This window comes from Hymenobacter sp. R533113 (assembly GCF_056835965.1).
On sequence record NZ_JAKWBD010000015.1, the window covers coordinates 32,590 to 55,537 of the forward strand.

The window sequence follows — 22,948 nt, forward strand, 5'->3', positions numbered from 1 at the left end:
TGAGAGCCGGCATAAACGAATGCTCACGGCTGTTGCAGAACGTGCCGCCCATTTGCCCTTGTTCGTTGTAGAGGCAGAATGCAAGGCAAGAAGCAGTACACCGTGGTGACTCGCTTATCGTCATGAACAGTACTTAGATGGCGCCCGTCCAGTATTCTTGCGCTTTTAAGAAGGCGACCTCTCCCACTTGCCGCCCCATTTTCAGCCCTTGCACGTTGCCCTCATAAAAATGGATTCCCCCGTACAATCTTGATTCGCCAGCATCCAAGGCGGCTTGGGTAAAGGTGGTCCACCCTATCGCTAAACCCACGACGTTCTCTGTGGGATCGGCAGCCAAAGGTTTGGTCTGTAAATAAAAGTAGCCGAACTGATCACTGCCTGTAAAGCGCTTTAGCACTTCGGCCGCCGCCGAACTAAAGGCACTGTGGCCCGAGGTGTACTCCGCAAAAGGAGGAGTCGGGAACGTGTTGACTTGAAAGGTGCGCCAATTCTCGCCTTGTATGTCAATCGTGCCTCGGCCAGCACCGCCCCACGCCCTGATTGTTTTCCCCCGGAATAAGTGCCGAATGGCCGTTATCGGCCGGGCATAATCATAAAATCGTTTGGCTTCCCAGGTGGCAATGGAGGCATCAAATATGGCGTTCGTTACGGCAAAGAAGAGTTTCACACTTTCATCTACCGTCAACTGGTCGCGATCCGCCACATAAGACGTAAAGATGCTCCAGTGGCCGGGAGGAAGTTCCGATCGAGGGCCATCGGCCCAATACTCGGCACTTACTTTCTGCAGAGGCGTTAGCGTGGCTTGGATCTCGATGATGTGTTTGGCTTGATCTAGAAAGTCTTGCGCGGTGAGCAGTTGGGGTGGGCTGGGCCGAAATTGATTGCCCGAAGTCAGCGCAAAGGGCGTCACTTGCCCCCAGTGCGGGGCAATATAGGCCGGGGCATTCGGGCGGCTTTCCGTATTCAGGTATACCAGCTTTTGCCACCTATCAGGATGGGGAATATCTTCTACTGTGGAGGGAAAAAGCGAGTTTAAGGCAGGATTTACACTCTCATAATTAGTGCTATCCGCGTAATTGCCGGCTTGGTTGGCGCCATCCGTGTGCCGGAATTCCAAGACCAGTCGGGCGGCTTCATTACCGATTCCGACGGGGGAAGTCAGGTCCACCGATACATCCGTGGGGTCTAGTGCCAAGGCGGTCATTTTCGCAACAAACAGCGCCTTGACTGGAGGGAACTGATCGGTTAATGACCGGAAGATGGCATAGTGAATAGCCAAGTGCTTGTTGGCCACCGTGTTTTCTGCCTCTGGTCTACGGGCTATGCCCGCTTGCGTGGGAGTAGCAATGAAGTCATACGCCGCCCAGGCATCATAGGCCGCCGTATAGATAATGGCAATCGAGCGCGCGACGATGGGCGGGCCCGGCTTGGTTTGACGAATGGCCTCTAACAGCACTTCGTTCCACTCAATCAGGATGTTTGTCATAGCCAGCAAACTTTACAAGGCTGAGTTACCCAGTATGAGCGCTAAACGTAAGGCATTTCTCCTCACAAGGAATCCGTGCTAGCACTAATTTTAAAGGTGCCTTTCGGCGGCAGCAGAAGCAGTAGTGGCCTTCGGTATGGAGTGCTGAACTGCTTGGCCAGGCAACTATGAGATTCCGGATGCGCTTCCAATTCCTCAACGCCCTTGCTTGTGGCTTCTGCGCTGAAGCCTGTTGCTGGCACATCCTTGGCCTTGGTTAAGAGCGTGTTTGGGAATTGGGTACAGGAGGGTAAAAGAAAGCGAGCCAGTAAGTTGCAGGAGGATATCTACCAGGCTCCTTCCTACTTATGGTTGACGGCTATCAACCCCTCACTGACTCGCAGTGGCAAATTCTTCGGATCCTGCTACCGGTGCAACGGCAGCGGCGCTTGGGTTTGCGCCACGTGTTTAACGCCTTACGCTACGTGTGTCGCACGGGCTGCCAGTAGCGGGCGCTGCCGCCGCAGTTTCCACCCTGGACGGCGGTCTACTATTACTTCTACCGCTGGCAGCGTCTGGTCCGGTGGCAGCGGCTCAACACGGTCGTCAACGCCCTGGACCGGGTCACCCACGGACGCGCGCCCACTCCGGCGCTGGCCTGCGTGGCCAGCCAGCGCGTCAAGCGGGCCCCGCCCATCTACGAATACCGCGGCCTGAACGCGTATAAGCTCGTCAACGGGCGCAAACGGCAGATTCTGACCGATTCGGGCGGGCGCATCTGGGCCGCGCACGTGCATGCGGCCCACTGCCACGATAGCACCCAGGCCCTGGCGCTGCTGCCCCAGTGGCCCTGGTGGGCCCGCCGCTTGGCGTTAGTGCTGACCGATGCCGCGTACCGGGGACGCTTTGCCTAGCATCTGCGTAGGCTAGGGCTAAAACAGCCGATCAGTAGTCGGCCACCCACGCAGCGCGGCTTCGTGCCGCTGGCCCAGCGCTGGGTAGTCGAATGCACCTTCGCCTGGCTGGCCTGCTTTCGGCGCCTCGTCGCCGACTATGAATTTACCCCCGCCAGCCACGTCACTTGGCTGCTGCTGGCCAACATTACCATGTGTTTCAATCGCACCTGAAATTCCCAAACACGCTCTTATATGATAAACCTAAATTTATGATACCCCCACTTGGTAATAAACCAATATTCGATTGATGAAAGCAGCTGCGCGAAATGCGAGCCTTCGCCGAGCGGTCGGGCTATTCTATCTACAAAGTATACTGCAACCAGGAGAGTGGGGGCAAAGCCGACCGCACGCAGTTTCAGTTACTTTTCAAGGATGCCCACCAACGACGCTTCGACGTGGTGATTTTCTGGCTCTGGACCGCTTTAGCCGTGAGGATGTCCCTGGGACCCTCAACCACTTACAGAATCTATCCTTTTGTGGTTAATGGCCCCCTAAAAAGTCGTTCGAATTACTTGTCCAAAAACGCCCTCAGAAAACAGCGTTTCCGAGGGCGTTTACGGGAGTATATGACCTAAGTTAAATAGCCTTGGAATCAGCGCGCGATTCAACTGACAGCTAATCCACAAAACCCATAGCTGGCATGCCGATAGGAGCGCCGGGGGGCATTTCTGCTGCTGGCGGTGGAATGAACGTCTTTGGGTCGGCGCGGAACTGCTCGATTTGCGATAAGCCGAAGAGCAAGTTGGCTTGCTGGGCTCCTTTACCTCGTTTTACTTGCCCGCGCATCCATTGTTGTAAGTCGTCTACTGCCAGCAAGGCCTGCCCGCGCACGCTGGCGGAGGCTCTGGTATCGGCCGCGAGCTGCAACAGATACTTCAGCGTCAAGTTGTTGACCACCGTTTGGAGCGCGCCGGCGTAGCCGGTTTCGGGCTTGGCGCGCCAGGTGCGCGCCAGCAGTTTCTCTACCATCGGCAGAAACCCCGGCTGCCGACTGTCGCGGGCCTGGTATTCAATGAGGCGGGCGGCGCGCTGCGGGTTCAGCAGCGAAGCCAGCGTGGGACCAGCGGCAGCTTCGGCGGCAGCCAGCGGATCGAAGGTAGGACCGGTGTAGCCCGTGAAGATTTCCAGCGTGCCGGGGTAGCCCGACGGGCGGGGCGGAATCTTGGCAATGAGTGCCTCGGGCAGCTGCAGCGCGGCCGGCGTGATAGTAGTAAGCAAAGCCTCAAACGCCTGCCACTGCACGGCCGGATCCACCATCTGGGTGGGGGCCTGCCCGTCGTTTTTTACGGCGTGGGTGAAAAATTGCCCCCCAAGCGATTTGGCCACGGCTTCTACCTGGTAGCGGTGGAGCAGATACATCGGTACCAACACTTCCTCCAGCGTGGCCATGGGCGCGTCCTCCCGAATGGCTTTTTCGGAAAACTGGTCGAGCACATGGCGGCGCACCTTCATGAGCGAGGTCAGCTGGGCAATCGGGTCGGAGCCGTCTTCCCACTGGTTGGCGGCCGGGTGGGCATAGCCGCCAATGTCGGGGATAAAGCGGTGGCCTTGCTGCAAGGTTTCCTGCATGATGCGCTCCAGCGCCTGGTTTTCGTCGGTGCCCTCGGGGAAGTCGGCGTAGCCCCACGTTATAGCGCGCTTGTCCCAGCTGCCGATGCCCACGGCGTAGGCCTGCGACACATCGAGGCGACCATCGGGCAACAAACTGAAGCGTGGAAACGGATAATCCATCACCGAACCCCGGTCTTTGGTGCTGGCCGTGAAGTTGTGGTGCAGCCCCAGCGTATGCCCGATTTCGTGGGCCGAGAGCTGCCGGATACGCGCCAGGGCCAGCTGCTCCATCTGGTCGGATACGGGCTTGCCGTCCTCGTAGGGCTGCAAGAGGCCTTCGGCAATGAGGTAGTCCTGCCGGTGGCGGTCGGCGCCCAACGACACGATGCCTTTGATGATTTCCCCCGTGCGCGGGTCCACGTAACTGGCCCCATACGAGTAAGCCCGCGGCACGCCCGACCGGTTAATCCAGTTGACCATATTGTAGCGGATGTCCATGGGGTCGGCGCCCACGGGCAGCTCCCTGATCTGGAAAGCATCCTTGTAGCCGGCCGCCTCAAAGGCCTGATTCCACCACGCGCCGCCTTCCAGCAGCGCTTTTTTGATGGCTGCCGGCGCGCCCCGGTCCACGTAATACACGATGGGCTTCACGGCTTCACTGACCGGGGCAGCCGGGTTCTTCTTTTCCAGGCGGTGCCGCACAATGAAGCGCTGGGCCAGCGGCTGGCTCATGGGGGCGGCAAAGTCGAGGTAGCTGAAGTCCTGGAAGCCGGAGCGGGGGTCAAATTTGCGGGGCCGAAATCCGGTTGCGGGCAGCTCAATAAAGGCTTGGTGCATCTGCACCGTCACCGCGTTCGGGTCGGGCGCCAGCGAGTAGTCGGCGCCGCGGCCGGGCGTGCTCGTAAACGTAATCAGGGCTTCAAACTCCGTGTTCTTGGGGAAGTTGCGGGTGTTCTCCAGGTACACAGCCGAGCGCGACTCGTCTACTTTGTAGCTGATGGGTTGTCCGCTGCCGGGGCCGCCCATCAGGCTGGCTCCGGGCCCCTGATACCCGCGGCTGCCCAGCCCTTCGGCAATTTTCTGGCTGTCGCGCACCAGAAAGGGTGTCAGGTCCAGCAGCACTTTTTTGCCTTCGGTGGCTACCGGTGCAAACCCCCAGACAACCGATTTGGCAAACGCATTGTCCACGGCCTGCTGCTCGTCGGCGTTGTCGGTCACGGCCCGGTAGTCGTAGTTGGGCTCGATGAGCAGTACTTTGCCCCCCACGCGGATAAACTTGGCAATAGCCGAGCTGCTTTGGCCCCGCTCAATGCCCTTGCCTACGCTGCTGGCCAGAGAGCCGAAGTACAAAAACTCCTCGTCGAACCGCTCTACTTCCAGGAATATTTTGCCCGTTTTCTGGTCGTAATAAAAAGGAAAGTAGCCGTCGAATTTCTGCATCCCCTTGATTTGCGCGGCCAGCGAGCCGGCAGGTTTGGTGGCTGCGGGGGCGGCTTGCTGGGCCTGGGCAGTCGGCCCCTGAAAAGCCAGCAGACCGGTGATAATGAGGGGAAAGGTGTGGCGCGCAACGTGCTTCATGCGGGAAAGGAATAGGGTCGTGAGGTAAGGCAAGTAAGGTTACAATAATTTGGGCGAGGAACCCAACACCGGGGTTTACAATCGGCTGGGGGCAAAATCAGGTTAGCAGCCCCACCTGCTTCTCTCAACTCAGCTACACCTGCTGCCAGCCTCTTCGCTGGCTTTCTTGCGAAAGGCCTTTCGCCAGGCCATCCGGCTGCTCAGCTCACCGCCTGCCTATCGTTCCTGCGTGTCCTGTCGCACCTATGGCAAGCATTCTTAGCAGCTGTATAAGTTAGTTTGTCAGCTGCCAGAACGATGTAGAGACGCGACACTTCGCGTCTTGTCGTTGCGGTCCTTGAACGACCAAGATAGTATGATCCAGTCATCACAAGATCAGCAACGACAAGACGCGAAGTGTCGCGTCTCTACATCGGTCGGCTAATCAAGGATTCACGCAAACAGCTTCTTAACGATCTATTATGCATTGCGAGGCTGGGTTTGGGGCAAGCCAAGATACTGCGGCGAGTTGTTGGGCCGGATGATGGCGTCGGGCGAGAATTGGCGCTGGTCGGCGATGGACGCATTCGTCTTTTTATCGACCAGCTCGGCGGGCGAAACCCAATAGCGTTGGATTCGTTCGTTTGCCTATCTTCATCGGCTAAGTGCAGCAGGACAAGTGAGCTAGTTGTGGCATATACCCTGCACTTCCCATTCTTCCCAAGTCGGCCTTTCGTCCCACTCCCTTGACCAACCACTCATTACACGAACTCGTGGCGGTGCTGGCCGCCGAGCGCCTGCCCGCCGAGAGCCTGCAACGCGCCCTCGACCTGATAGGCCCTCATCTGCATGTGGACCGTTGTTTTCTGTATGTCCGCGACCCGGTGCAGGGGCGAGGCCGCATTGCTTTTGTCTGGCGAAAAGATGCGGCCATGCCCGATCCGCGCCATTCCTGGCAGGACGACACGGGCGACTTACCCAAAGAAGATCCGCTGTTTCGGGCGGCGCTGGCTGCTCAGCCGTCGGTGTATGTTGAGGATGTGGATGAGGCTGGCCCGGAGGTACTTAACCAGGGTTTTGAGCGGCGCACCTTTGGGCACCGGGCCCTGGTGCACGCGCATATTACCGAGCATAAGCAGCTGTGGGGTATCCTGCAGCCCTGCACATTTGACGCCCCACGAGCCTGGACGCCGGCCGACCGGGAATACATAGAAGGCGCAGTGCCCCTGTTTCTGCCCGTTATTCAGGCATACATGCACTCACTAGGCAAGGTGTAGGCAGGTCTTTAGAGCGAGAAATTACCTCGACAAGTCAGGCGCGGGGCTGTAAGAGTTTGGCAATAAGCCCCGTCCAGCCGGTTTGGTGACTGGCACCCAGCCCCCGGCCGGTGTCGCCGTGGAAGTACTCGTGAAAGAGCAGGTAGTTCTGGAAGTGGGGGTCCTGTTGCCGACGCTTGTCGGGGCCCAGGGCGGGTCGTAGGCCGTCCTCGTTGCGCAAAAAAGCCAGATCCCAGGCCGCATACCACGGGTACTCCCACTTATCGGGCATGGAAATAATGTCGGCATTATTGAGGTGCTTCCAGCCTGTGTTGCGGCCGCGTAGGCGCATAGCCGGGGGAGGTAAGGCGGAGTCGCCGGCTTCTCTATGGAAGCCTTGACGAAAGCCTTAAAGTTTGATTTGGCTACGTTGCTTGCTTCTGTTAGCTGGCTAGTTGTATAGTCCCAGCGTGAGGTAGGTTGGGTCTTGGTTAAAGTTAACGGGATTTTTCTGCCACTGGGCACACACGAATTCATGTGGTGTTAGGCCCCGTAAGGTCTTGAGTCGTTTGGCGTGGTTATAGGCGAGGAGAAAGGTCTGCAGGTGCTCGTTCAACTCGTGTGTTGTTTGGTAATGGTAGCGTTGGACCGTGGCCTCTTTAATCGTGCGGTTCATGCGCTCGACTTGGCCGTTGGTCCAAGGATGGCCCGGCTGGGTGAAGCGGTGCTCGATGCCGTGCTCGGTGCAGACGCGGTCAAACAGGTGGCGAAAGGCCCACGGCTGGTGGCGCATATTGCCGAATTGGATGCCGTTGTCGGTCAGCACCGTATGAACTCGGTACGGCAGTTTGGCCAGGACTCGGCGCAGAAAGTCAGCGGTCGCCATTTTGGTGGCCTGCGGCTGTAACTCGGTGAAGGCCACCTTGCTGGTGCGGTCAATGGCCACAAATAAGTACTGGCGGCCTTCTTCCGACTGCACTTCGGCAAAATCGACGTGCAGATAGCCGATGGGATAGTCTTTAAACTTCTTTTTGGGCACGCTCAGCCCATCCTCGGTCAAGGGCAAACGGCTGACGCCGTGGCGCCGGAAGCACCGGTGCAGGGCCGAGCGCGCGAGTTGCGGCAACGTCGCCTGCAAGGCATACAAGCAGTCATCTAGGGGCAAGAGCGTATGGCGCCGAAAGGCCACGGCCATGGCTTCTTCTTCGGCCGTGAGCACCGTCGAGGCCGGTGTGGGGCCCATCCGGGCATCTTGGACCGTAGGGCGCTTGCGCCACTTGGCTACGGTTTTCGGGTTGATGCCGTGGCGCGTGGCTAGCGCTTGTAGGCTTTCCTGACTACGTTGGCTAGCGCGCCGTACTGCCTGCGTTGTGCGGGCGCTGCCGTGGAGTATCTGTCCCATAATATTGTGCGAAATTCCAGCCCGGAAAATACACCAGCACATCGTGGGACTATACACTTAGCTTCTGTTCTGTTTTTCATTGTTATTCACAACACTCTTGTTTTATGGAAACCCGCAATTTCTTTTTCTCCCTACTAATCGTAGCCAGTGCGCTGGCTTCGTTGGGCTTCGTTCCGCTTTATTCGGGCCCGCCCCTAGGCGCTCTACGGCCGGCCCCGCGCCGAAAAACCTTACCGGATTAGCCGTAGCCACCTTTGCCGGGGGGTGCTTCTGGAGCTTCGAAGAAACCTTTGAGGAGGTGCGCGGCGTCACGGCGGCCGTGTCGGGCTACGCGGGGGGCACCACCAAGAACCCCAGCTACTCCCAGGTGGGCGGGGGCGGCACGGGCCACGCCGAGTCGGTGCAGGTGTATTATAACCCCCAGCAGGTGAGCTACCAGCAGCTACTCGACGTGTTTTTCCTGGGTGCCCACAACCCTACGGAGCTCAACCGCCAGGGCCCCGACGCCGGCACCGAGTACCGCTCCGTCGCGTTTTACCGCACGCCCCAGGAAAAGCAGCTCATTGAAGCTACCATCAAGCGCGTGCAGGCTGCGCATCATTATGATGCCCCCATTGTAACGCAAATTGCCCCCTACACCCAGTTTTGGGCCGCCGAAGACTACCACCAGGGCTACTACCGCCTGCACCCCAACCAGGGCTACATTGACCGTGTGTCGCGGCCCAAAGTGGAGAAGTTTCGTAAGGCTTTTCCGGAGCTGCTTAAGCTAGCTGACGTGCTCTAAGTTGGTTTTCTCCCTCAATGTCACCCTTCACCAAGTTGTTATGAAATTTTCCCTCCCGCTGGCTCTTATGGGGCTGCTTTCCCTGCGTTTGTCAACCACCCAGGCCCAATCGGCGGCGCCGGTAGCTACGGCGCCGGCCTTCACCGCTTCGGCCCTGAAAGTGGGCGACACGGCCCCGGCCTTTAAGGCCAAAGATGCCACTGGCAGCGAGGTCGAATTGAGTAAGCTGCTCAAGCAAGGCCCCGTCGTGCTGTACTTCTACCGGGGGCAATGGTGCCCGTACTGCAACAAGCAGCTCAGCCAGCTGCAGGACTCCTTGCAGCTGCTCACGGCCAAAGGCGCGCAGGTAGTGGTGGTGTCGCCGGAAACGCAGGAGAACATCGACAAGACGGTGACGAAAACCAAGGCTTCTTTCCCCATCATCCACGACCAGGATTTCACCATCATGAAAGCCTACCGCACGGCCTTCACCGTGGACGAGCCGACGGCCAAAAAATACCAGGGCTTTGGCCTGGATCTGAAAAAAGCCAATGGCGCCGATGCCAACGTGCTGCCCGTGCCGGCCACCTACGTGATTGGGCAGGATGGCAAGATCAAGTTCGCCTATTTCAATCCCGATTACCGCCGGCGCGTCAGCATCAGGCAGGTAGCGCAGGCGCTGTAGCGGATTGCCGCGTTTCGTATCAACTGGCAGCGCAGGTTACTCAGGGGTAGCCTGCGCTGTTTTTGAATAAGAATCAGGGGATTGCCAGAAAGAAGCCAGGAAAAAGGGCAGGTGGATGTAAGATTTTGTCGGCTCGCGCGTCTACCCGAATGAGCCCCGGCACCGAGTTGGTCTTTATGGGGTGTTGCTATACAAAAAAGCCCCCCAGGAGCCCTTACTCCATGAAAACGACCCTTGCCATTACCCTGCTTTTTGCGCTGTTTGCCCTTACCACTGTGGTGGGCCGCACCTGCCGGCAGTCTTCCGTTGCTACGCCCAGCGTTGTCGAGCCCATGCTGATGACGCCCGTGCAGCTGCACCGGGTGCGGGCCGCCCGAGAGGGGCGGCTATGGGAAGTATATGTCAAGCCCGGCGACGTAGTGCAGCGCGGGCAGCTGCTGGCCAAAGTAGCTATTCCCTTGCACTCGCTGGAGCAGCAGACGCGGGAAGCTGAGTTCCATCGGGTGAAGCAGCACTACAGCCGGCTGGTGCAGAATAATGCCGCGGCGGCGGCGCTGGCCCAGGCCCGGCGAGACTTGGCAGCGGCGGGGCATCGGGTGGCTGGCGCGCCCAAAGTGTACAGCTTCGACTATATAACTGCCACTGCCAGCGGCACCGTGCACGGCCGCTCGGTGCGCCCCGGCCAGTACCTCACCGACTCTAGTACCGTGTCGATTATTGCTACTCCACTAATGGAGGAAATGCCCCCCAGTGTCGCGCTGAAGTAAGAAGTACGGTCGGCGTGAGGGCGCAAGCAACTTGCTGTTCACCGCCACTCGACTCAAAACTGAGCGCCCTCACCATCTTCAGCAGCTACGTCAGTAAGGCCGCTGTTATTGACATTGACTTTCCGGTAGTAGAGCTGCTCAAGCCGCAACTGGCCTAACCATAACCACTGGATGATGGCTCTGCTGAGCCCGAGATTAAGCATCCCGCGCGTTGGATGAACGACATCGGCCCGCGGGATGCTTCTTCGGCTACCAGCGGCCTTACTTTTTCAAGAAAAGCACAGCCGCTGGTAGCCTCCACGGAAAGCTTGTTTTCAGCACCATACCTATGGCAGAGTATTCGGAACCCTTTCATGCGGGCGAGCTATACGTGCAGCAGCAAACGGGTGCGCAGCGCGAAGCCCAGCTCAACGGCCGCATCATTACACCGGAAATTCCGGCTGGGGCAGTACCTTTTATTACTGCCCAGCAGCTGGTTGTATTCGGCAGTCTGGATGCGCAAGGCCAGGTGTGGGCTTCCTTGGCTTTTGGCAGGCCCGGATTCGTGGGGGTGAGGGATGCTCAGCACCTTACGCTCACGCTAACCGACCTGCGCGCGGATGCCGCGGATGCCTGGTGGGCTAACAGCGGGGAGGTGCCAGCGTGGGGGTGCTGCTGCTGGACCTAAGCACGCGCCGCCGTTTCCGTCTCAACGGGACCATCAGTCTTCGTACGGCTGAACACATGACCATCGCCGTGCAGCAGGCATTTCCCAATTGCCCCAAATACATTCAGCGCCGGCAGCCGCGCCAGCTGCCGCCCGTCGCCGTGGTCGAGCCGGTCGTATTCAACGTCTTCGATTCCGGCCACCAAAACTTGCTGCACCAAGCCGATACCTTCTTTGTGGCCAGCGTCAATGCCGACGCGGCAGTTGATGTGTCGCACCGGGGTGGGCCGCCGGGCTTTGTGCGCGTACTCGATGCTACCACGCTGCTCATACCGGATTATCCGGGCAATGGCATGTGCAATACCCTGGGCAACTTTGTCAGCGTACCCCGGGCTGGGCTCCTGTTTTTCGATTTCAACTCGGGACGTATGCTGCAACTCACTGGCGCCGCGCAGATTGTGTGGGCTATGCCTGGTACCACCGCCGAAACCGGCAGCACCGAGCGCTTCTGGCAGTTCAGCCTGCACACCGGGCAGGAGCTGCTGGGCTTACGAGGCGGCGCGTGGTCGGCACCCGAATTTTCCCCCTTCAACCCTTAACTGCCCCCTTTACCCTCGCCACCGCGCTGGCAAAAGTGCAAGCCGCCGAGGATGCCTGGATGCCTGGATGCCAAAGAAACCCTGAGCTGGTTGCGGGGCCAGTCGGCGCGGCATGGGATTATAGTGTTCACCCAAAAGTAGCTAGCTAGGCTTACTCGACCGTATCCGTAGCTGCACCCGACTCGGCGGCGCGGCGCCTTAGCTGTTCCTGCAACTGGTTCTTGAAGTCGGCGCGGAGCTGTAGGGTACTTTCGGCGGCGGGCTTGCGCGCCACGCGGGCAATCAGGGCGGTTTGAGACTCGTAGCGTCGGCACAAAATGCACAGCCGCAAGTGTACGCGCATGGCCAGGAGAGTGCCCCAACTCAGCGGTTGATCCGCTCGAATCTCAATTAAACGCGTGACCTGTTGGCAATTCAGCATGCGATTGTGTTAGTGCGAAGGCTTTTCCAAGCCAAACCAATGCTTTTCCAGACACTTACGCAAATGCAGTTTGGTGCGGTGAATAATAACCCAATAATTGGCCAGAGTGAGTTGCAGCTCCTGACAGACTTCTTCGGCCGTGAGCTCTTCCACGAAGCGCAGCGCAAAGACGGCGCCGTGCCGGCCGGGCAGCTTATCCTGACACTGCTGCATGGTCTGCCGCAGCTCCTGTTGTTCCAGCACATCATCGGCCGGCGCGTTCCACGCCTGGGGGTACTCCTCCTCGCACCAGTGGCCGTCTTCGGGGTGAAAAAACGCAGCTTCCTCAGTTCCTCCCTCCAAGGGCACAAGCGGGGAGCGGGCCTGGCGGCGGTAGAAGTCGATGAGCTTGCGGCGCAAAATGAGGAACAGCCAGGTGCGCTCCGACGACTCCCCCGAAAGGAGTGCAGCCCGCTGAGCGCACTCAGGAGCGTGTCCTGCACCAATTCTTCCGCGTCTTCCGTACCACGCACGCGCCTTAGGGCAAACTTGTACAACTCATCCCCATAACGCTCGGTCCACAACTGAGGCTCGGGTATTTCCACCTGAATAGCCATACTAGTAACTGATGTTACGCACGGAGTAGGCCAAGTTGGTGGTACATGGCTTTGAGGCCCACGGCGTAGAGCTGGGCTTTGAGGCGAAAATGGCCCATCCCACACTTGAGTTTGAGTATCTCGAGCTTGGTGTAGGCCAGCACGGCCGCGAAGAAATGATTGGCCTGCGTGGTCAGGGTTTTGGTGGGCGATTTGCCCATGGAGGCATTCTGTTTGAGCGATTTATGATATTCTTCCACTTTCCACCGTCTCTGGTAAATCGCAGTCAACTGGGCCTGGTTCAAGTCGGTGTCGCTGCTGACCAGATATAACACGCCCTGGCTGCCGTCTTGGTTTGTCAAGACGTGCCTGCTCACCAGCACCGCCTCTTGGACGGCCCGCAAATAGACCCGCAGGGGCTGCGTATCGGGAAACACCAGCGTTTGCACGGCCTGAAACTGGCCTTGCGCCCGTGCCGCTTCGCTCAGGGCCACGGTGCGGGAGGATTCGAGGGCAAAGACGAAATGGTGGCCCAGGGCTCGCACCAAGCTCATGTTCTCGGCCGAGGCATACCAAGTATCGGCCAGCAGGTAGCGGTAAGCCACTTGTTGCTGGGCCACGCGCAGCATCTGCTGCAGGTACTCGTTCTTGGTAAAGGCACTTTGATAGCTGGTTTGCTGGGTCTTGGCATGGTAGACCGGGACCGTTTTGCGCACCAGCTCGACGGCCAGCGGCAGGGCCAACTCGCCGGCCTGGTAGAGCAGGCTGACGAAATTCAAGCCCTTCACGTAGCGCTGCTGGCTGTGGTCCCAGTGGGTGCAAATCAGCTCGTTGGCAGCGGTATGGGCCTTTTCCAGAATCGAATCGTCGACGATAAGCACCGCAAATTCCTCGGCTCCACGCTGGGCTTCGGCCTGGCGAATCAGCGGCTTGGCCGCTCGCCAAATAGCGGCCGAGCCCCACGCGGTGCTGCTCAGCCAGCGCGTGATCTGGTCGTGGCTCAAGGCCCCGTCTACCAGGCGCGACAAGCCCGTGGCCGTTGTCGGACCCGTCGAACTCAACAAATAATCCGTGTACAAGTCCAGCGTGCAAGTCGTCATAAGCGTAGTAAACGGGCAGAAGCCGACTCTGACTGCGTAACAGCAGTTACTCACTGATGTTACGCGGCATATTAGTCGATTGCTTGGAAAGGATGTTTCCTGAAGCAGCAATAGCTTCTTTCTGAGGCAGAGGTGCAGTTGCCGCGTAACATCAGTTACTCAGTAGACAGACCTGCGACTCGACGCAAATGATGCACAGGGCTCGATACAACTATAGGTGGGTGGGCGGCCATGGTGCCCGCCACGTGCTCGCTCGTCAAGCGTAGGGCTGGAGGTGGGACTTCCACCGGCTGTTTTTCGCACAAGTGGTTGAGCGAGGCATTCGCTTTTACCGGGGCCGGGGCCACCGCTTGCGTATGGCCGGCAACTAAGCCGTGGGTCACACACGGGGTAAAGACGTGGTCAAATGGGCGCTCGAAGACAGCGATAGGGTAAAACTGCCGAGTGCGACTGACAATAGAGTGCCACGGCAATTCCTCCTCTACCTCGTAGCCGAGGAAGTAGAGAATATCTAGACGCAAACGGCACTGCTCGACTAAGGGGCGGTCGCTACCCACGTTTTTCAGCCGACCGACGAGCACCAGTTTAAAAAACATGACCGGGTCGAGTGAGGGCTGTCTTGTGTGGCTACACAGCTCTTTTGTTTCCTCATTGAGAAAATCCCAGTCCAGTGGGTCGGCCAACTGGCGGTTCGGTATCCGTTCGGAGAGTCGAAAGTGGGTTAGCACCTCATCCGTGAAATACTCCTTGCCTTGCATGCTTTCCCTTACGCGCTGTCACGGCAAACAGGCGGGTTCTGCAACAGCCCCGTCCGTTCCGTTCCTGACTGACGCCGACTGGCACCCGCTGGCCCAGGTCCGCCCGCGCCACGTAGTCCGCGGTGAACATGGCAGGCAAGCCGGGGGCGACTTGACGCAACACTCGGGCTACCGAAAGGTAAGCCACTGCGTTAAGGAAGCTCGTGGTCCTACGCGCTTCCCTTCTATGAAACCTACCTCGCTCGAAGACCTATACACCAAGTTTAGGCCCCTGACCGGCGAGGTGCCGCCCGACATGCAACGCGAGCTGGGCCAGTTCGACGTGTTTAGCCTGGGCAACCTGCGGCCCGGCCAGAGCCACCGCCCGCCCACGCCCTTCAACCGGCAGGCATTCTACAAAATTAGCCTCACCCACGGGCGCGGGCGCTTCGAACTCGCCGACCAGACCCTAGAGGTCGGGCCGCACACCTTGTTTCTGGCCACGCCCCGCACGGCTTACCGCTGGGAGTCGCTGGAGGCCGCGCCCACGGGTTATTTCTGCATCTTCACCGAGGCGTTTCTGCTGCCCACCAAGGGCGGGACGCTGGTGGAGGCACTGCCGGTCTTTCAGGCGGACGCGCACCCCGCCGCCCTGCTAACGGAAGCGGAGTGTAGGGCCGTGGAAGCCATTTTCCAGAAGATGGTGCACGAAATGGCTTCCGATTACGCGTATAAATACTACCTGCTGCGCACCTACCTGGTAGAGTTGATTCACGTGGCGCAGAAGCTCCAGCCGGTAGCGGCACCGGCCCCAGCCCCGGCCGTGGCCCGGGTAACGGCCCAATTTGCTGACTTGTTGGAGCAGCAGTTTCCGGTGGAAGGCCCCGCGCCGTGCCCGCGCCTGCGCACGGCAGCCGACTACGCCGACCACCTGGCCGTGCGCATCGTCCACCTCAACCGGGTGCTCAAGGAGGCCACGGGCCACACCACCACTGCCTTAATTAGCGACCGGGTGGCGCAGGAAGCCAAGCTGCTGTTCAAACAAACCACCCAAAACGTCTCGGAAGTGGCCGACAACCTGGGTTTTACGGACGTGGCGCATTTCTGCACGTTTTTCAAACGCCAAACCGGCCTCACGCCGAACGACTTCCGGCGGTAGTCCGCTGGTTTAAATAAGGCAGTAACTGGTTTACCTGACGCAGTGCCAGGGCTGCTGGCTTGCCGGACCTTTGTAAGGCATAACCGAGGCCGCGGCACCACCCCCGCACCTCGGTTAGTCATTCCCTCTAACTCATTGCTATGAAAGTTTTTGTCACGGGCGCCACGGGCTTTATTGGCTCGGTCCTCGTCCCCGAATTGTTGAAAGCGGGCCACTAGGTCCTGGGCCTGGCGCGGTCGGATGAATGAGCCCGGGCGCTGACCGATGCCGGTGCCGAAGCCCACCGTGGCTCGCTCGACGACCTTGACAGCCTGACGCGCGGCGCGGCGGCAGCCGATGGGGTGATTCACCTGGGTTTCGTGGTTGATTTCACCAACTTTGCCGCCGCTGCCGAAACCGACCGGCGCACCATCGAAACGCTGGGCGACGCCTTGGCCGGCACCAACCGTCCCCTAATTACCACGTCGGGGGTACTTGGCCTTAGTGCGCCCGGCCGCCTCACCACCGAGCAGGACGCGGCCGCCCCGCAGTCACCCCGCCACTCGGACGCGGCCACCCAGGCCCAGATCGCCAAGGGCGTGCGGGCCTGGGTGGTGCGCCTCGCGCCATTGGTGCACGACGAGCGCTATTGCGGCTTCGTCGCCCTGCTCACCCAGGCGACGCGCCAGAAAGGCGTGGCCGTGTACACAGGCGACGGCCATAATCGCTGGCCCGCCGTGCACCGGCTCGATGCCGCCAAGCTGTTCCAACTAGTGCTGGAGCAGGGCGTGGCCGGTGCCAACTACCACGGCGTCGCCGACGAGGGCATTCCCATGCGCGAACTTATGACCGCGATTGGCCGCCAATTGGACCTGCCCGTGGCGGCTAAATCGCCCGCAGAAGCGCCTGAATACCTAGGACCCATCGCTTTCTACACGGGCCTGGATGCCGCCTCATCGAGCGCGCTCACCCAGCAGCAGTTGGACTGGCACTCCAGCCAGCCGGGCCTACTTGCTGACTTGGAGCAGGGTAACTACTTTGCGCAATAAGTCACGAGCAAGAGCGTCGTACTAGCAACCAACGACGGACCCGCTCGCCCGGCGGGTCCGTCGTTGGTTTCACAGCGTTAGTTTCTCCCAGAAAATAACCTTACCGGCCTGCGCATGCACGAACCGGACGCCGCCGTTCTGGGAGATGACGATGGCCATGCTCTCGGGTTCGGCTCGGCACAAGCGGTAAGCGGCCCGGTGGCGGGTGCCGCCTCTATCGGCGGGCTCGGCCTGCAACCGGGTGGCTTCCGCGTCCAGCGCCTGGCACACCTGGGGCAGCACAAGTTGAGGGGCGTAGGCCTCGATGCCGAACCCAACGATGGCGAGCTCCTTGGTGAGCACCACGGCCCCGTTCACGCGCATCTGGTCCGCCAGCAGGGCGGCGTACTGGTCCACGGCCGCTGCCAACGCCAGCAACGGCGCATCGGCGGCTTGCTGGTAGCGCGCCCAGCTGACCTCCCCTTGTTCGCCCAGGTGCGTGACAATGGCGAGCAGCAGGCGCAGGTAAGGGGACGTGGCGGGTGATTGTACCGGGTACTTGGGCCGCAGCGTGGCCGTGGGTCCTACGAACTGGTTCAGCGTGGCGGTGGGCACGAAGGCCAGCATCCCGTCGTAGCCGCTGGCCCGCACCCGCATGACCACCTGCCGGGTGACGTAACGGGCCAGTTCGGCGGATAGGGCCTGAAGGTCGGACAAAGCAGCTACCGCCTCCGCCCCGAGCCGCTGGTGCAAGGCCTCCAGGTTTTCCCCGCGACCAAGCCACGGGGTAGTCTACGAAGCCGTGGCCTTCCACGTGCCCGTACTGCAGGGTGAGCACCCGCTGATTGCCACAGTAAAAGACTACGTCGCCAGCACGCGCCGATTCCTGGCGAAGCACCAACAGTTGATTTTTCGGATTTTGGTCTTTTTCTGCAGTAGATACCCGAGCATATATGGCTACTCTCATATAGGCTCTTTGGTTGTGATAGCTTGAACAAGGGGTTGTAAACTCACAAGCATGTTTCTTCCAACATTACGGAGTATAATACCACTTACCTCCTTACCGTCTTCGACTAGAAAATTCTTGTCTCCGTCTTGAACAGCTATTTGCTGGCTATTTTCAGGATCTGGGATGCCAAAGTGCACACCACCCTTCACATGAGCGTAGGTGAGTACCAACTCTCTTACAGTCACATGAATTTTATCATATATATAGCATATTGCTCTCTCATAATGTGCTAGCTTTTTATAGTGAGGCTTTTCATCAAATCCACTATAAAAGAAAAGCAATTTCACGTTATGAGGACGTAACAGTCTCAAGGTTAGAGAATTGCTTCCATCCCAAAAAAGCTGACGCAATAAAGCAGAAGCTCTGCGCAAGTCTCTCTGAGATGGTGTCTTCGAATATAAGCATGCATCAAGTTCTTGGACCACTTCTAAAAATAGCTGCTCAACTTTACCTGCTACACTGGCATTTATATTCAGTGAAGGATATATTACCTTATGTTCATTTGGGTCACCTATATATGGCTTAAGAATACTATCAAGATTCAGTGGCGCACCTATATAATCATTAAGAAGCTTAGTATAAGAATGCTAATGCGAACTACTTCGGGAGATTCGTACGTGCGTGCGCAAGATAAGCCCGGTGCGGACTGAGGACGCGCAGGTTGTGTAGGCCACAGGCTACGACCATGACCGTGTCGCGCACCCATGCGCCGCGCAGCCGCAGTGGGTCGCGGACCATGCGCAGGCGCTTAATACCGCTGTGGGCGTGCTCGATGACGACGCGCAACGAACTGAGCAGCTGGTTATAGCGCTTTTGCGAAAACGTCAACTCCTGCTTCGGGGGCTTCTTGTGGGGCATCTCCACCACGACCCCGGCCGGGGCATGGCCCAGCAGGCCCAGATCCTGGCGCACCACGCTGCCGGCCGGCAACTGCAACGGGTACTCGTCGGCCATTTTCTTGTCATGCACCCGTCCGCCTTCCGTGGCCGAGAGGAAATACACGTACTGCGTGGCATCGCACAAGGTCATGTTTTTCAGGCGATGCGCTTTTTTAGCACTGTATTCTTCCGCCTGCCCCTCACCGTCGGCGTTGCGCGGGATGCCGCGCTCGACGCCATCGTAGGCAAAGACCTTGTCCGGGTGCTGAGCCAGCCGCTGCACCAGTTGCGCCCCGTCGCGCACGGGCAGCAGGTGGCGGGCGGCCAGTACCTGGTTGAGCACGGCCAGCAACACGGCCGCCAGGCGGCTGACGCGGGTCTGGGAGACGCCGAAGCTGGCGGCCTGGTGTTGCTGCAAAGCATTGCTTTTGAGGTAGGTGAGCAGAAAAAAGAGCTTGGTGTCGGTACCCGGCAGCGTGGCGTTGGCCCGCTCCTGGTGAGCGGGAAACCCGCGCCGCTTCCCCTCCAGGGTATGGTAGCGGTGGTAGCGCTCCCAAGCGGGCGCAAAGTCGAGCAGTAAGTCGTCAAATTCAGCGGGCAGTAGGCTAGTCAGCGCCAGAAACTGCGTCGGACGCTCCCGTAGGGCCAAATAATTCATGCCCAAATGTACAGCCCCGACTCGCGGGTTATGATAGAAAGACTTTCCGCATCAGCACTAAGGTACATCGACATTCCTTAAACCTGCTTCAATTTGGCCATTACTCCACCCTACGTATAGCTCTGCTTGTAATAAATTACCCCATAGCTGTGCATTAATGATGTAGGGGTGCTGGCTGAAAAATAATGGTTGGTATGTCTCTGTAATTTCCTTTGTCTGATGTTTAAGAGAGACTATTATTCGACCCTTCGTATCAACTGAGATATTGATTGTAGTATCTGAATCAGGAAATACATTGCTGACTAAAATATAGCCCTTCTTTGGTGGCCAAGGGTACTCAAAAATTAAAGTAATAAAGAGAAAACCTTCAGTCATAACAGCGGAGTAGAGAGGAATACAAATCGTTCAAATTAGTGTTCTTTTCTGAACATTTTTGGCATCCACACAAAAGCCCCCGAAAACGCGGTTTTTCGGGGGCTTTTTTTAATACGTAATCTGAACACCGCTTTTACCGGATCCCACTCTCGTTATTCACCTTCTTACAGGTACCATAATTCCGGTCCAATTCATAGGGCCTTTTTACGACCTTCAGTTCACTGGCCCATTTGTCAATGCGCTCGTTCTGCGCGCGCTGCTCTACCAGCAGCGCGCAGTAGGGTGACCGTCTCACCTGACGCCCCTTCGACTCAAACTCACCACTTGACGCTGGATTATTACCGTTAAGCACCAAACACAAAAAAGCCGTCCCCACCCGGAAACGGCTTTTTTACTAGTATCGAAACCGGAGAAAATTCCCACCCAACTCCGGTCCGACCCTGTTCGCTGGGTTTAGTGCCGGAACATCAGTTCGCGGTACTTCACCAGCGGCCAGTCCTCATCGGCCACCATCAGCTCCAGCTTGTCGGCGGAGCGGCGGATGGGGTCGAAACATGTTTTCACCTCGTCGCAGTAGGCTATGGCCCGCTCGCGAGTATCTTCAATTTTGTTAACTCTTTTGCGGCGCTCAATCATCTCGTCCACCGTGGTTTTGATGGTGGAGATGTGGCGCGAAATCGCCTTGATCGTATCTACCGTCACCTGCGAGAACTCGTCGTCGAGGCCCAGCTCGCGCAGACCGCGGATATTCGTGATAAGCTTGGTTTGGTAAGCCAGGGCCGTCGGAATGACGTGGTTGATGGCCAGGTCGCCCATAGTGCGGCTCTCAATCTGGATTTTCTTGATGTAGTCTTCCAGCAGGATTTCGTGGCGGGCGTGCAGCTCTATCTTCGAAAAGATATTGTGATGGCTGAACAGATTGGCCGCATCCTCCCTGGTTAAGGCATCAAGGGCCAGCGGCGTGGTGCGCACGTTGGCCAGGCCCCGGCGCTCAGCCTCCTCTTCCCACTCCTGCGAGTAGCCGTTGCCTTCGAAGCGAATGGCTTTGGACGAAATCACATAGTCGCGCAGTACTTCTACAATCGCCACTTCCTTCTTTTTGCCCTGCTCAATCAGCGCATCTACCGACTCTTTGAAATTAATTAGCTGCTCGGCAACGATAGTGTTGAGCACCGTCATAGCCGACGAGCAGTTGGCCGACGAGCCCACGGCGCGCAGTTCAAACTTATTGCCGGTGAAGGCAAAGGGCGAGGTGCGGTTGCGGTCAGTGTTGTCGAGCAGAATAGCGGGAATCTTGTCGATACCGAGCTTCAGGTAGATGTTGTCGCCCTTGTCGAGGGGCAGCTTGGCCGTGCGCTCCAGCTCATCCAGTACCGAGTTCAATTGCGAACCCACGAACACCGACATGATAGCCGGAGGTGCTTCGTTGGCGCCCAGGCGATGATCGTTGGAGGCCGAGGCGATGCTGGCCCGCAGCAAATCGCCGTAGCGGTGAACAGCTTTAATGGTAGTGATAAAGAAAGCCAGAAACTGCAGGTTTTCCTTGGGACGACGGCCGGGAGCGAGCAGGTTTACGCCCGTGTCGGTGCTCATAGCCCAGTTATTATGCTTACCCGAGCCATTTACGCCCGCGAAAGGCTTTTCGTGGAGGAGAACCTTGAAGTTGTGCTGCTCGGCCACGCGCTCCATGATATCCATCAGGAGCTGGTTGTGGTCGACGGCCAGGTTGGCGTCCTCGAAAGTAGGCGCGCACTCAAACTGATTGGGTGCTACCTCATTGTGGCGGGTGCGCAACGGGATACCGAGGCGGTTGGCTTCTTCTTCATAGTTGAGCATGAAGGCGTGTACCCGGCTCGGAATGGAGCCGAAGTAGTGGTCTTCGAGCTGCTGACCTTTGGCCGGCGCGTGCCCGAAAAGAGTGCGGCCTGTCATCACCAGATCGGGGCGAGCGTCGAAGAGGGCTCTATCCACCAGGAAATATTCCTGCTCGATGCCCAGCGTGGTATTTACGCGGTTTACGTCTTTGTCGAAGTATTGGCAAACCTCAACAGCGGCCTGCTCCAGAATAGCCAACGACTTGAGCAGCGGGGCCTTATAATCGAGAGCTTCGCCGGTGTAGGCTACGAAGATGGTAGGGATACACAGGGTTTTGGCGCCAGCCGTTTCAATCAGGAAAGCGGGCGACGTGGGGTCCCAGGCGGTGTAGCCGCGCGCCTCAAACGTATTGCGAATTCCACCATTTGGAAAGCTCGACGCGTCGGGCTCCTGCTGCACCAGGGCCGTGCCCTTGAAATTCTCAATCGGGCGACCGTCGGAGTTCAGGTCGAAAAACGAGTCGTGTTTTTCGGCCGTGGCGCCAGTGAGGGGCTGAAACCAATGCGTGTAGTGCGTGGCGCCCTTGGCCATAGCCCAGGTTTTCATGGCCGAAGCCACGGCATCGGCCACACTGTGCTCGACGGGCGTGCCTTGCTTTACGGCCGATTGCAGCTTTTTGAAATACTCGCCCGGCATGGTGGCGCGCATTGCATCCAGATTGAACACGTTGCGGCCGAAGGTATCGGAACGACGCTCCCCGGACTGCACCACCGTCATGGGACGGCGCTGGTCTACTAGTTCGAGGGCTTTAAAGCGGAGGATTGCCATGTAAAGTTTGAGCGGGGTTAGTATTAATAAGGCAAATGTAGATGAAAGGCACATTATTTTCCAAAAACCCATTCAAAATTAGGGTCATTTTGAAAAATAACAGCTGTTTTAGTTAAAAGACACCCAAATATTATAAGACCGTCATGCTGAGCGAAGTCGAAGCATCTCGCTCGCGGTAGTGAGATTAGTACTTCAGCATCAGCACGCGAGATGCTTCGCTCTGCTCAGCATGACGTTCTGATAGAGTCTATCCTTCTCCCAAGCTTTTTGCCCCTTTCAACCTCGCCTCACTGCGCTACCTTTGCCGCGTGAGAAACCGCTTTGCCTTCCAGCCGTGGTATTTTTTGTTCTGGCTGGTCTTTTTCGTGGCCGTGAAGGCTGTTTTTTTGGGCTACCACGCAGCCAAAACGGCCGAGTTGTCATTCAGCACCGTGGGGGGCATTTTTGGCTACGGACTGCGGCTGGACGCTTCCACGGCCGCCTACCTGTGCATTTTACCATTTGTGTTGCTGCTGGGGGGCGATTTGGCCGGTTCCCGCTTTCCCACCGACCGCCTCATTCGCTTCTACACGGCCGTGATGGGGGTAGTGGTCAGCGCCCTGACCGTGGCCGACCTGGAGTTGTATCGCGCCTGGGGCTTCCGCCTCGATGCCACTCCTTTACAATACCTCGACTCGCCGGCGGAAATGGCGGCTTCGGCCGGTAGTGCGCCCGTGCTGTTGCTGGGGGGCATTTTTGG

General features: G+C 58.3%; 26 protein-coding genes and 2 pseudogenes. 13 read left to right on the forward strand and 15 right to left on the reverse strand.

Annotated features, from left to right (window positions below):
• Positions 1 to 133: 133 nt before the first annotated feature.
• Entirely contained in the window at positions 134 to 1,486 is a 1,353-nt protein-coding gene (locus MKZ35_RS21385; protein WP_482515256.1) for a vanadium-dependent haloperoxidase, read from the reverse strand.
• A gap of 347 nt (positions 1,487 to 1,833) precedes the next feature.
• Between MKZ35_RS21385 and MKZ35_RS21390 the strand changes: the two genes are divergently transcribed.
• The gene (locus MKZ35_RS21390; RefSeq protein ID WP_482515257.1) at positions 1,834 to 1,974 is read left to right on the forward strand and encodes a transposase; all 141 of its coding nucleotides are present in this window, start codon (positions 1,834 to 1,836) and stop codon (positions 1,972 to 1,974) included.
• Here the strand turns inward: MKZ35_RS21390 and MKZ35_RS21395 are convergent.
• Positions 1,942 to 2,262, reverse strand: a complete 321-nt coding sequence (locus MKZ35_RS21395) for a hypothetical protein (RefSeq protein WP_482515324.1) — start codon at positions 2,260 to 2,262, stop codon at positions 1,942 to 1,944. The two genes, MKZ35_RS21390 and MKZ35_RS21395, sit on opposite strands and share 33 nt — an antisense overlap.
• On the opposite strand from MKZ35_RS21395, the gene MKZ35_RS21400 reads away from it, so the two are divergent.
• The 3 genes from MKZ35_RS21400 to MKZ35_RS21410 all read left to right on the forward strand — a co-directional run bounded on the left by MKZ35_RS21400 (position 2,221) and on the right by MKZ35_RS21410 (position 2,996).
• Positions 2,221 to 2,379, forward strand: coding sequence for a hypothetical protein (locus MKZ35_RS21400; protein WP_482515317.1), 159 nt, complete (start codon positions 2,221 to 2,223; stop codon positions 2,377 to 2,379). The genes MKZ35_RS21395 and MKZ35_RS21400 overlap by 42 nt on opposite strands.
• Positions 2,380 to 2,442: 63 nt before the next feature.
• On the forward strand, positions 2,443 to 2,592 hold the full coding sequence (locus MKZ35_RS21405; protein WP_482515258.1) for a hypothetical protein: 150 nt from the start codon (positions 2,443 to 2,445) through the stop codon (positions 2,590 to 2,592).
• A 95-nt stretch (positions 2,593 to 2,687) separates the two neighbouring features.
• Complete coding sequence (locus MKZ35_RS21410; RefSeq protein WP_482515259.1) at positions 2,688 to 2,996, forward strand: hypothetical protein; 309 nt, start codon at positions 2,688 to 2,690, stop codon at positions 2,994 to 2,996.
• 40 nt (positions 2,997 to 3,036) lie between these two features.
• On the opposite strand, the gene MKZ35_RS21415 is transcribed toward MKZ35_RS21410, so the two are convergent.
• Positions 3,037 to 5,550 (reverse strand): zinc-dependent metalloprotease, encoded by a 2,514-nt coding sequence (locus MKZ35_RS21415; protein ID WP_482515260.1) that lies wholly within the window; start codon positions 5,548 to 5,550, stop codon positions 3,037 to 3,039.
• Positions 5,551 to 6,275: 725 nt separating this feature from the next.
• On the opposite strand from MKZ35_RS21415, the gene MKZ35_RS21420 reads away from it, so the two are divergent.
• Entirely contained in the window at positions 6,276 to 6,806 is a 531-nt protein-coding gene (locus MKZ35_RS21420) for a GAF domain-containing protein (protein WP_482515261.1), read from the forward strand.
• A gap of 34 nt (positions 6,807 to 6,840) precedes the next feature.
• Here the strand turns inward: MKZ35_RS21420 and MKZ35_RS21425 are convergent.
• Positions 6,841 to 7,152: pseudogene (locus MKZ35_RS21425) on the reverse strand (hypothetical protein); the annotation flags it as partial.
• Between the two features lie 84 nt (positions 7,153 to 7,236).
• Positions 7,237 to 8,187, reverse strand: coding sequence for an IS481 family transposase (locus tag MKZ35_RS21430; RefSeq protein ID WP_482515262.1), 951 nt, complete (start codon positions 8,185 to 8,187; stop codon positions 7,237 to 7,239).
• A 97-nt stretch (positions 8,188 to 8,284) separates the two neighbouring features.
• Here MKZ35_RS21430 and msrA point away from each other — a divergent pair, with 97 nt between their 5' ends.
• From msrA to MKZ35_RS21455, 5 genes are all read left to right on the forward strand, one after another.
• Positions 8,285 to 8,971 carry a peptide-methionine (S)-S-oxide reductase MsrA gene (gene msrA, locus MKZ35_RS21435; RefSeq protein WP_482515263.1) on the forward strand — a complete coding sequence of 229 codons (687 nt, stop codon included), beginning with the start codon at positions 8,285 to 8,287 and terminating at the stop codon, positions 8,969 to 8,971.
• A 40-nt stretch (positions 8,972 to 9,011) separates the two neighbouring features.
• The gene (locus MKZ35_RS21440) at positions 9,012 to 9,635 is read left to right on the forward strand and encodes a peroxiredoxin-like family protein (RefSeq protein WP_482515264.1); all 624 of its coding nucleotides are present in this window, start codon (positions 9,012 to 9,014) and stop codon (positions 9,633 to 9,635) included.
• Positions 9,636 to 9,856: 221 nt separating this feature from the next.
• Entirely contained in the window at positions 9,857 to 10,402 is a 546-nt protein-coding gene (locus tag MKZ35_RS21445) for an efflux RND transporter periplasmic adaptor subunit (protein WP_482515265.1), read from the forward strand.
• A 328-nt stretch (positions 10,403 to 10,730) separates the two neighbouring features.
• Positions 10,731 to 11,069 carry a hypothetical protein gene (locus MKZ35_RS21450; RefSeq protein ID WP_482515266.1) on the forward strand — a complete coding sequence of 113 codons (339 nt, stop codon included), beginning with the start codon at positions 10,731 to 10,733 and terminating at the stop codon, positions 11,067 to 11,069.
• Positions 11,051 to 11,647, forward strand: coding sequence for a pyridoxamine 5'-phosphate oxidase family protein (locus MKZ35_RS21455; RefSeq protein WP_482515267.1), 597 nt, complete (start codon positions 11,051 to 11,053; stop codon positions 11,645 to 11,647). Before MKZ35_RS21450 ends, MKZ35_RS21455 begins: the two co-directional genes overlap by 19 nt.
• Before the next feature lie 151 nt (positions 11,648 to 11,798).
• Here the strand turns inward: MKZ35_RS21455 and MKZ35_RS21460 are convergent, their stop codons facing one another.
• From MKZ35_RS21460 to MKZ35_RS21480, 5 genes and pseudogenes are all read right to left on the reverse strand, one after another.
• Positions 11,799 to 12,068, reverse strand: coding sequence for an anti-sigma factor family protein (locus MKZ35_RS21460; protein WP_482515268.1), 270 nt, complete (start codon positions 12,066 to 12,068; stop codon positions 11,799 to 11,801).
• Positions 12,069 to 12,077: 9 nt separating this feature from the next.
• Positions 12,078 to 12,554, reverse strand: a complete 477-nt coding sequence (locus MKZ35_RS21465) for a sigma-70 family RNA polymerase sigma factor (protein WP_482515318.1) — start codon at positions 12,552 to 12,554, stop codon at positions 12,078 to 12,080.
• Positions 12,506 to 12,664: pseudogene (locus MKZ35_RS21470) on the reverse strand (RNA polymerase sigma factor); the annotation flags it as partial. The gene MKZ35_RS21465 and the pseudogene MKZ35_RS21470, both read right to left, overlap by 49 nt.
• 14 nt (positions 12,665 to 12,678) lie before the next feature.
• Positions 12,679 to 13,743: an IS701 family transposase gene (locus MKZ35_RS21475; protein WP_482511431.1), complete on the reverse strand. Its 1,065-nt coding sequence runs from the start codon at positions 13,741 to 13,743 to the stop codon at positions 12,679 to 12,681.
• A 155-nt stretch (positions 13,744 to 13,898) separates the two neighbouring features.
• A complete protein-coding gene (locus MKZ35_RS21480) occupies positions 13,899 to 14,501 on the reverse strand; it encodes a transposase (RefSeq protein WP_482515269.1) in 603 nt (200 codons plus the stop codon).
• Between MKZ35_RS21480 and MKZ35_RS21485 the strand changes: the two genes are divergently transcribed.
• The 3 genes from MKZ35_RS21485 (at position 14,500) to MKZ35_RS21495 (ending at position 16,667) form a co-directional block, all read left to right on the forward strand.
• Positions 14,500 to 15,639 (forward strand): helix-turn-helix transcriptional regulator, encoded by a 1,140-nt coding sequence (locus tag MKZ35_RS21485; protein WP_482515270.1) that lies wholly within the window; start codon positions 14,500 to 14,502, stop codon positions 15,637 to 15,639. The two genes, MKZ35_RS21480 and MKZ35_RS21485, sit on opposite strands and share 2 nt — an antisense overlap.
• Positions 15,640 to 15,779: 140 nt before the next feature.
• Positions 15,780 to 15,857, forward strand: coding sequence for an NAD-dependent epimerase/dehydratase family protein (locus tag MKZ35_RS21490; protein ID WP_482515319.1), 78 nt, complete (start codon positions 15,780 to 15,782; stop codon positions 15,855 to 15,857).
• 123 nt (positions 15,858 to 15,980) lie between these two features.
• Positions 15,981 to 16,667, forward strand: a complete 687-nt coding sequence (locus tag MKZ35_RS21495) for a Rossmann-fold NAD(P)-binding domain-containing protein (RefSeq protein WP_482515271.1) — start codon at positions 15,981 to 15,983, stop codon at positions 16,665 to 16,667.
• 69 nt (positions 16,668 to 16,736) lie between these two features.
• On the opposite strand, the gene MKZ35_RS21500 is transcribed toward MKZ35_RS21495, so the two are convergent.
• From MKZ35_RS21500 to MKZ35_RS21520, 5 genes are all read right to left on the reverse strand, one after another.
• Positions 16,737 to 17,399 (reverse strand): hypothetical protein, encoded by a 663-nt coding sequence (locus tag MKZ35_RS21500; protein WP_482515272.1) that lies wholly within the window; start codon positions 17,397 to 17,399, stop codon positions 16,737 to 16,739.
• A 210-nt stretch (positions 17,400 to 17,609) separates the two neighbouring features.
• Positions 17,610 to 18,026: a hypothetical protein gene (locus tag MKZ35_RS21505; protein WP_482515273.1), complete on the reverse strand. Its 417-nt coding sequence runs from the start codon at positions 18,024 to 18,026 to the stop codon at positions 17,610 to 17,612.
• 226 nt (positions 18,027 to 18,252) lie between these two features.
• Positions 18,253 to 19,191, reverse strand: a complete 939-nt coding sequence (locus MKZ35_RS21510) for a transposase family protein (protein WP_482511484.1) — start codon at positions 19,189 to 19,191, stop codon at positions 18,253 to 18,255.
• Positions 19,192 to 19,248: 57 nt separating this feature from the next.
• Positions 19,249 to 19,566, reverse strand: a complete 318-nt coding sequence (locus MKZ35_RS21515; RefSeq protein WP_482515274.1) for a hypothetical protein — start codon at positions 19,564 to 19,566, stop codon at positions 19,249 to 19,251.
• A gap of 453 nt (positions 19,567 to 20,019) precedes the next feature.
• Positions 20,020 to 22,209, reverse strand: coding sequence for a glutamine synthetase III family protein (locus MKZ35_RS21520; protein WP_482515275.1), 2,190 nt, complete (start codon positions 22,207 to 22,209; stop codon positions 20,020 to 20,022).
• Between the last annotated feature and the right edge of the window lie 739 nt (positions 22,210 to 22,948).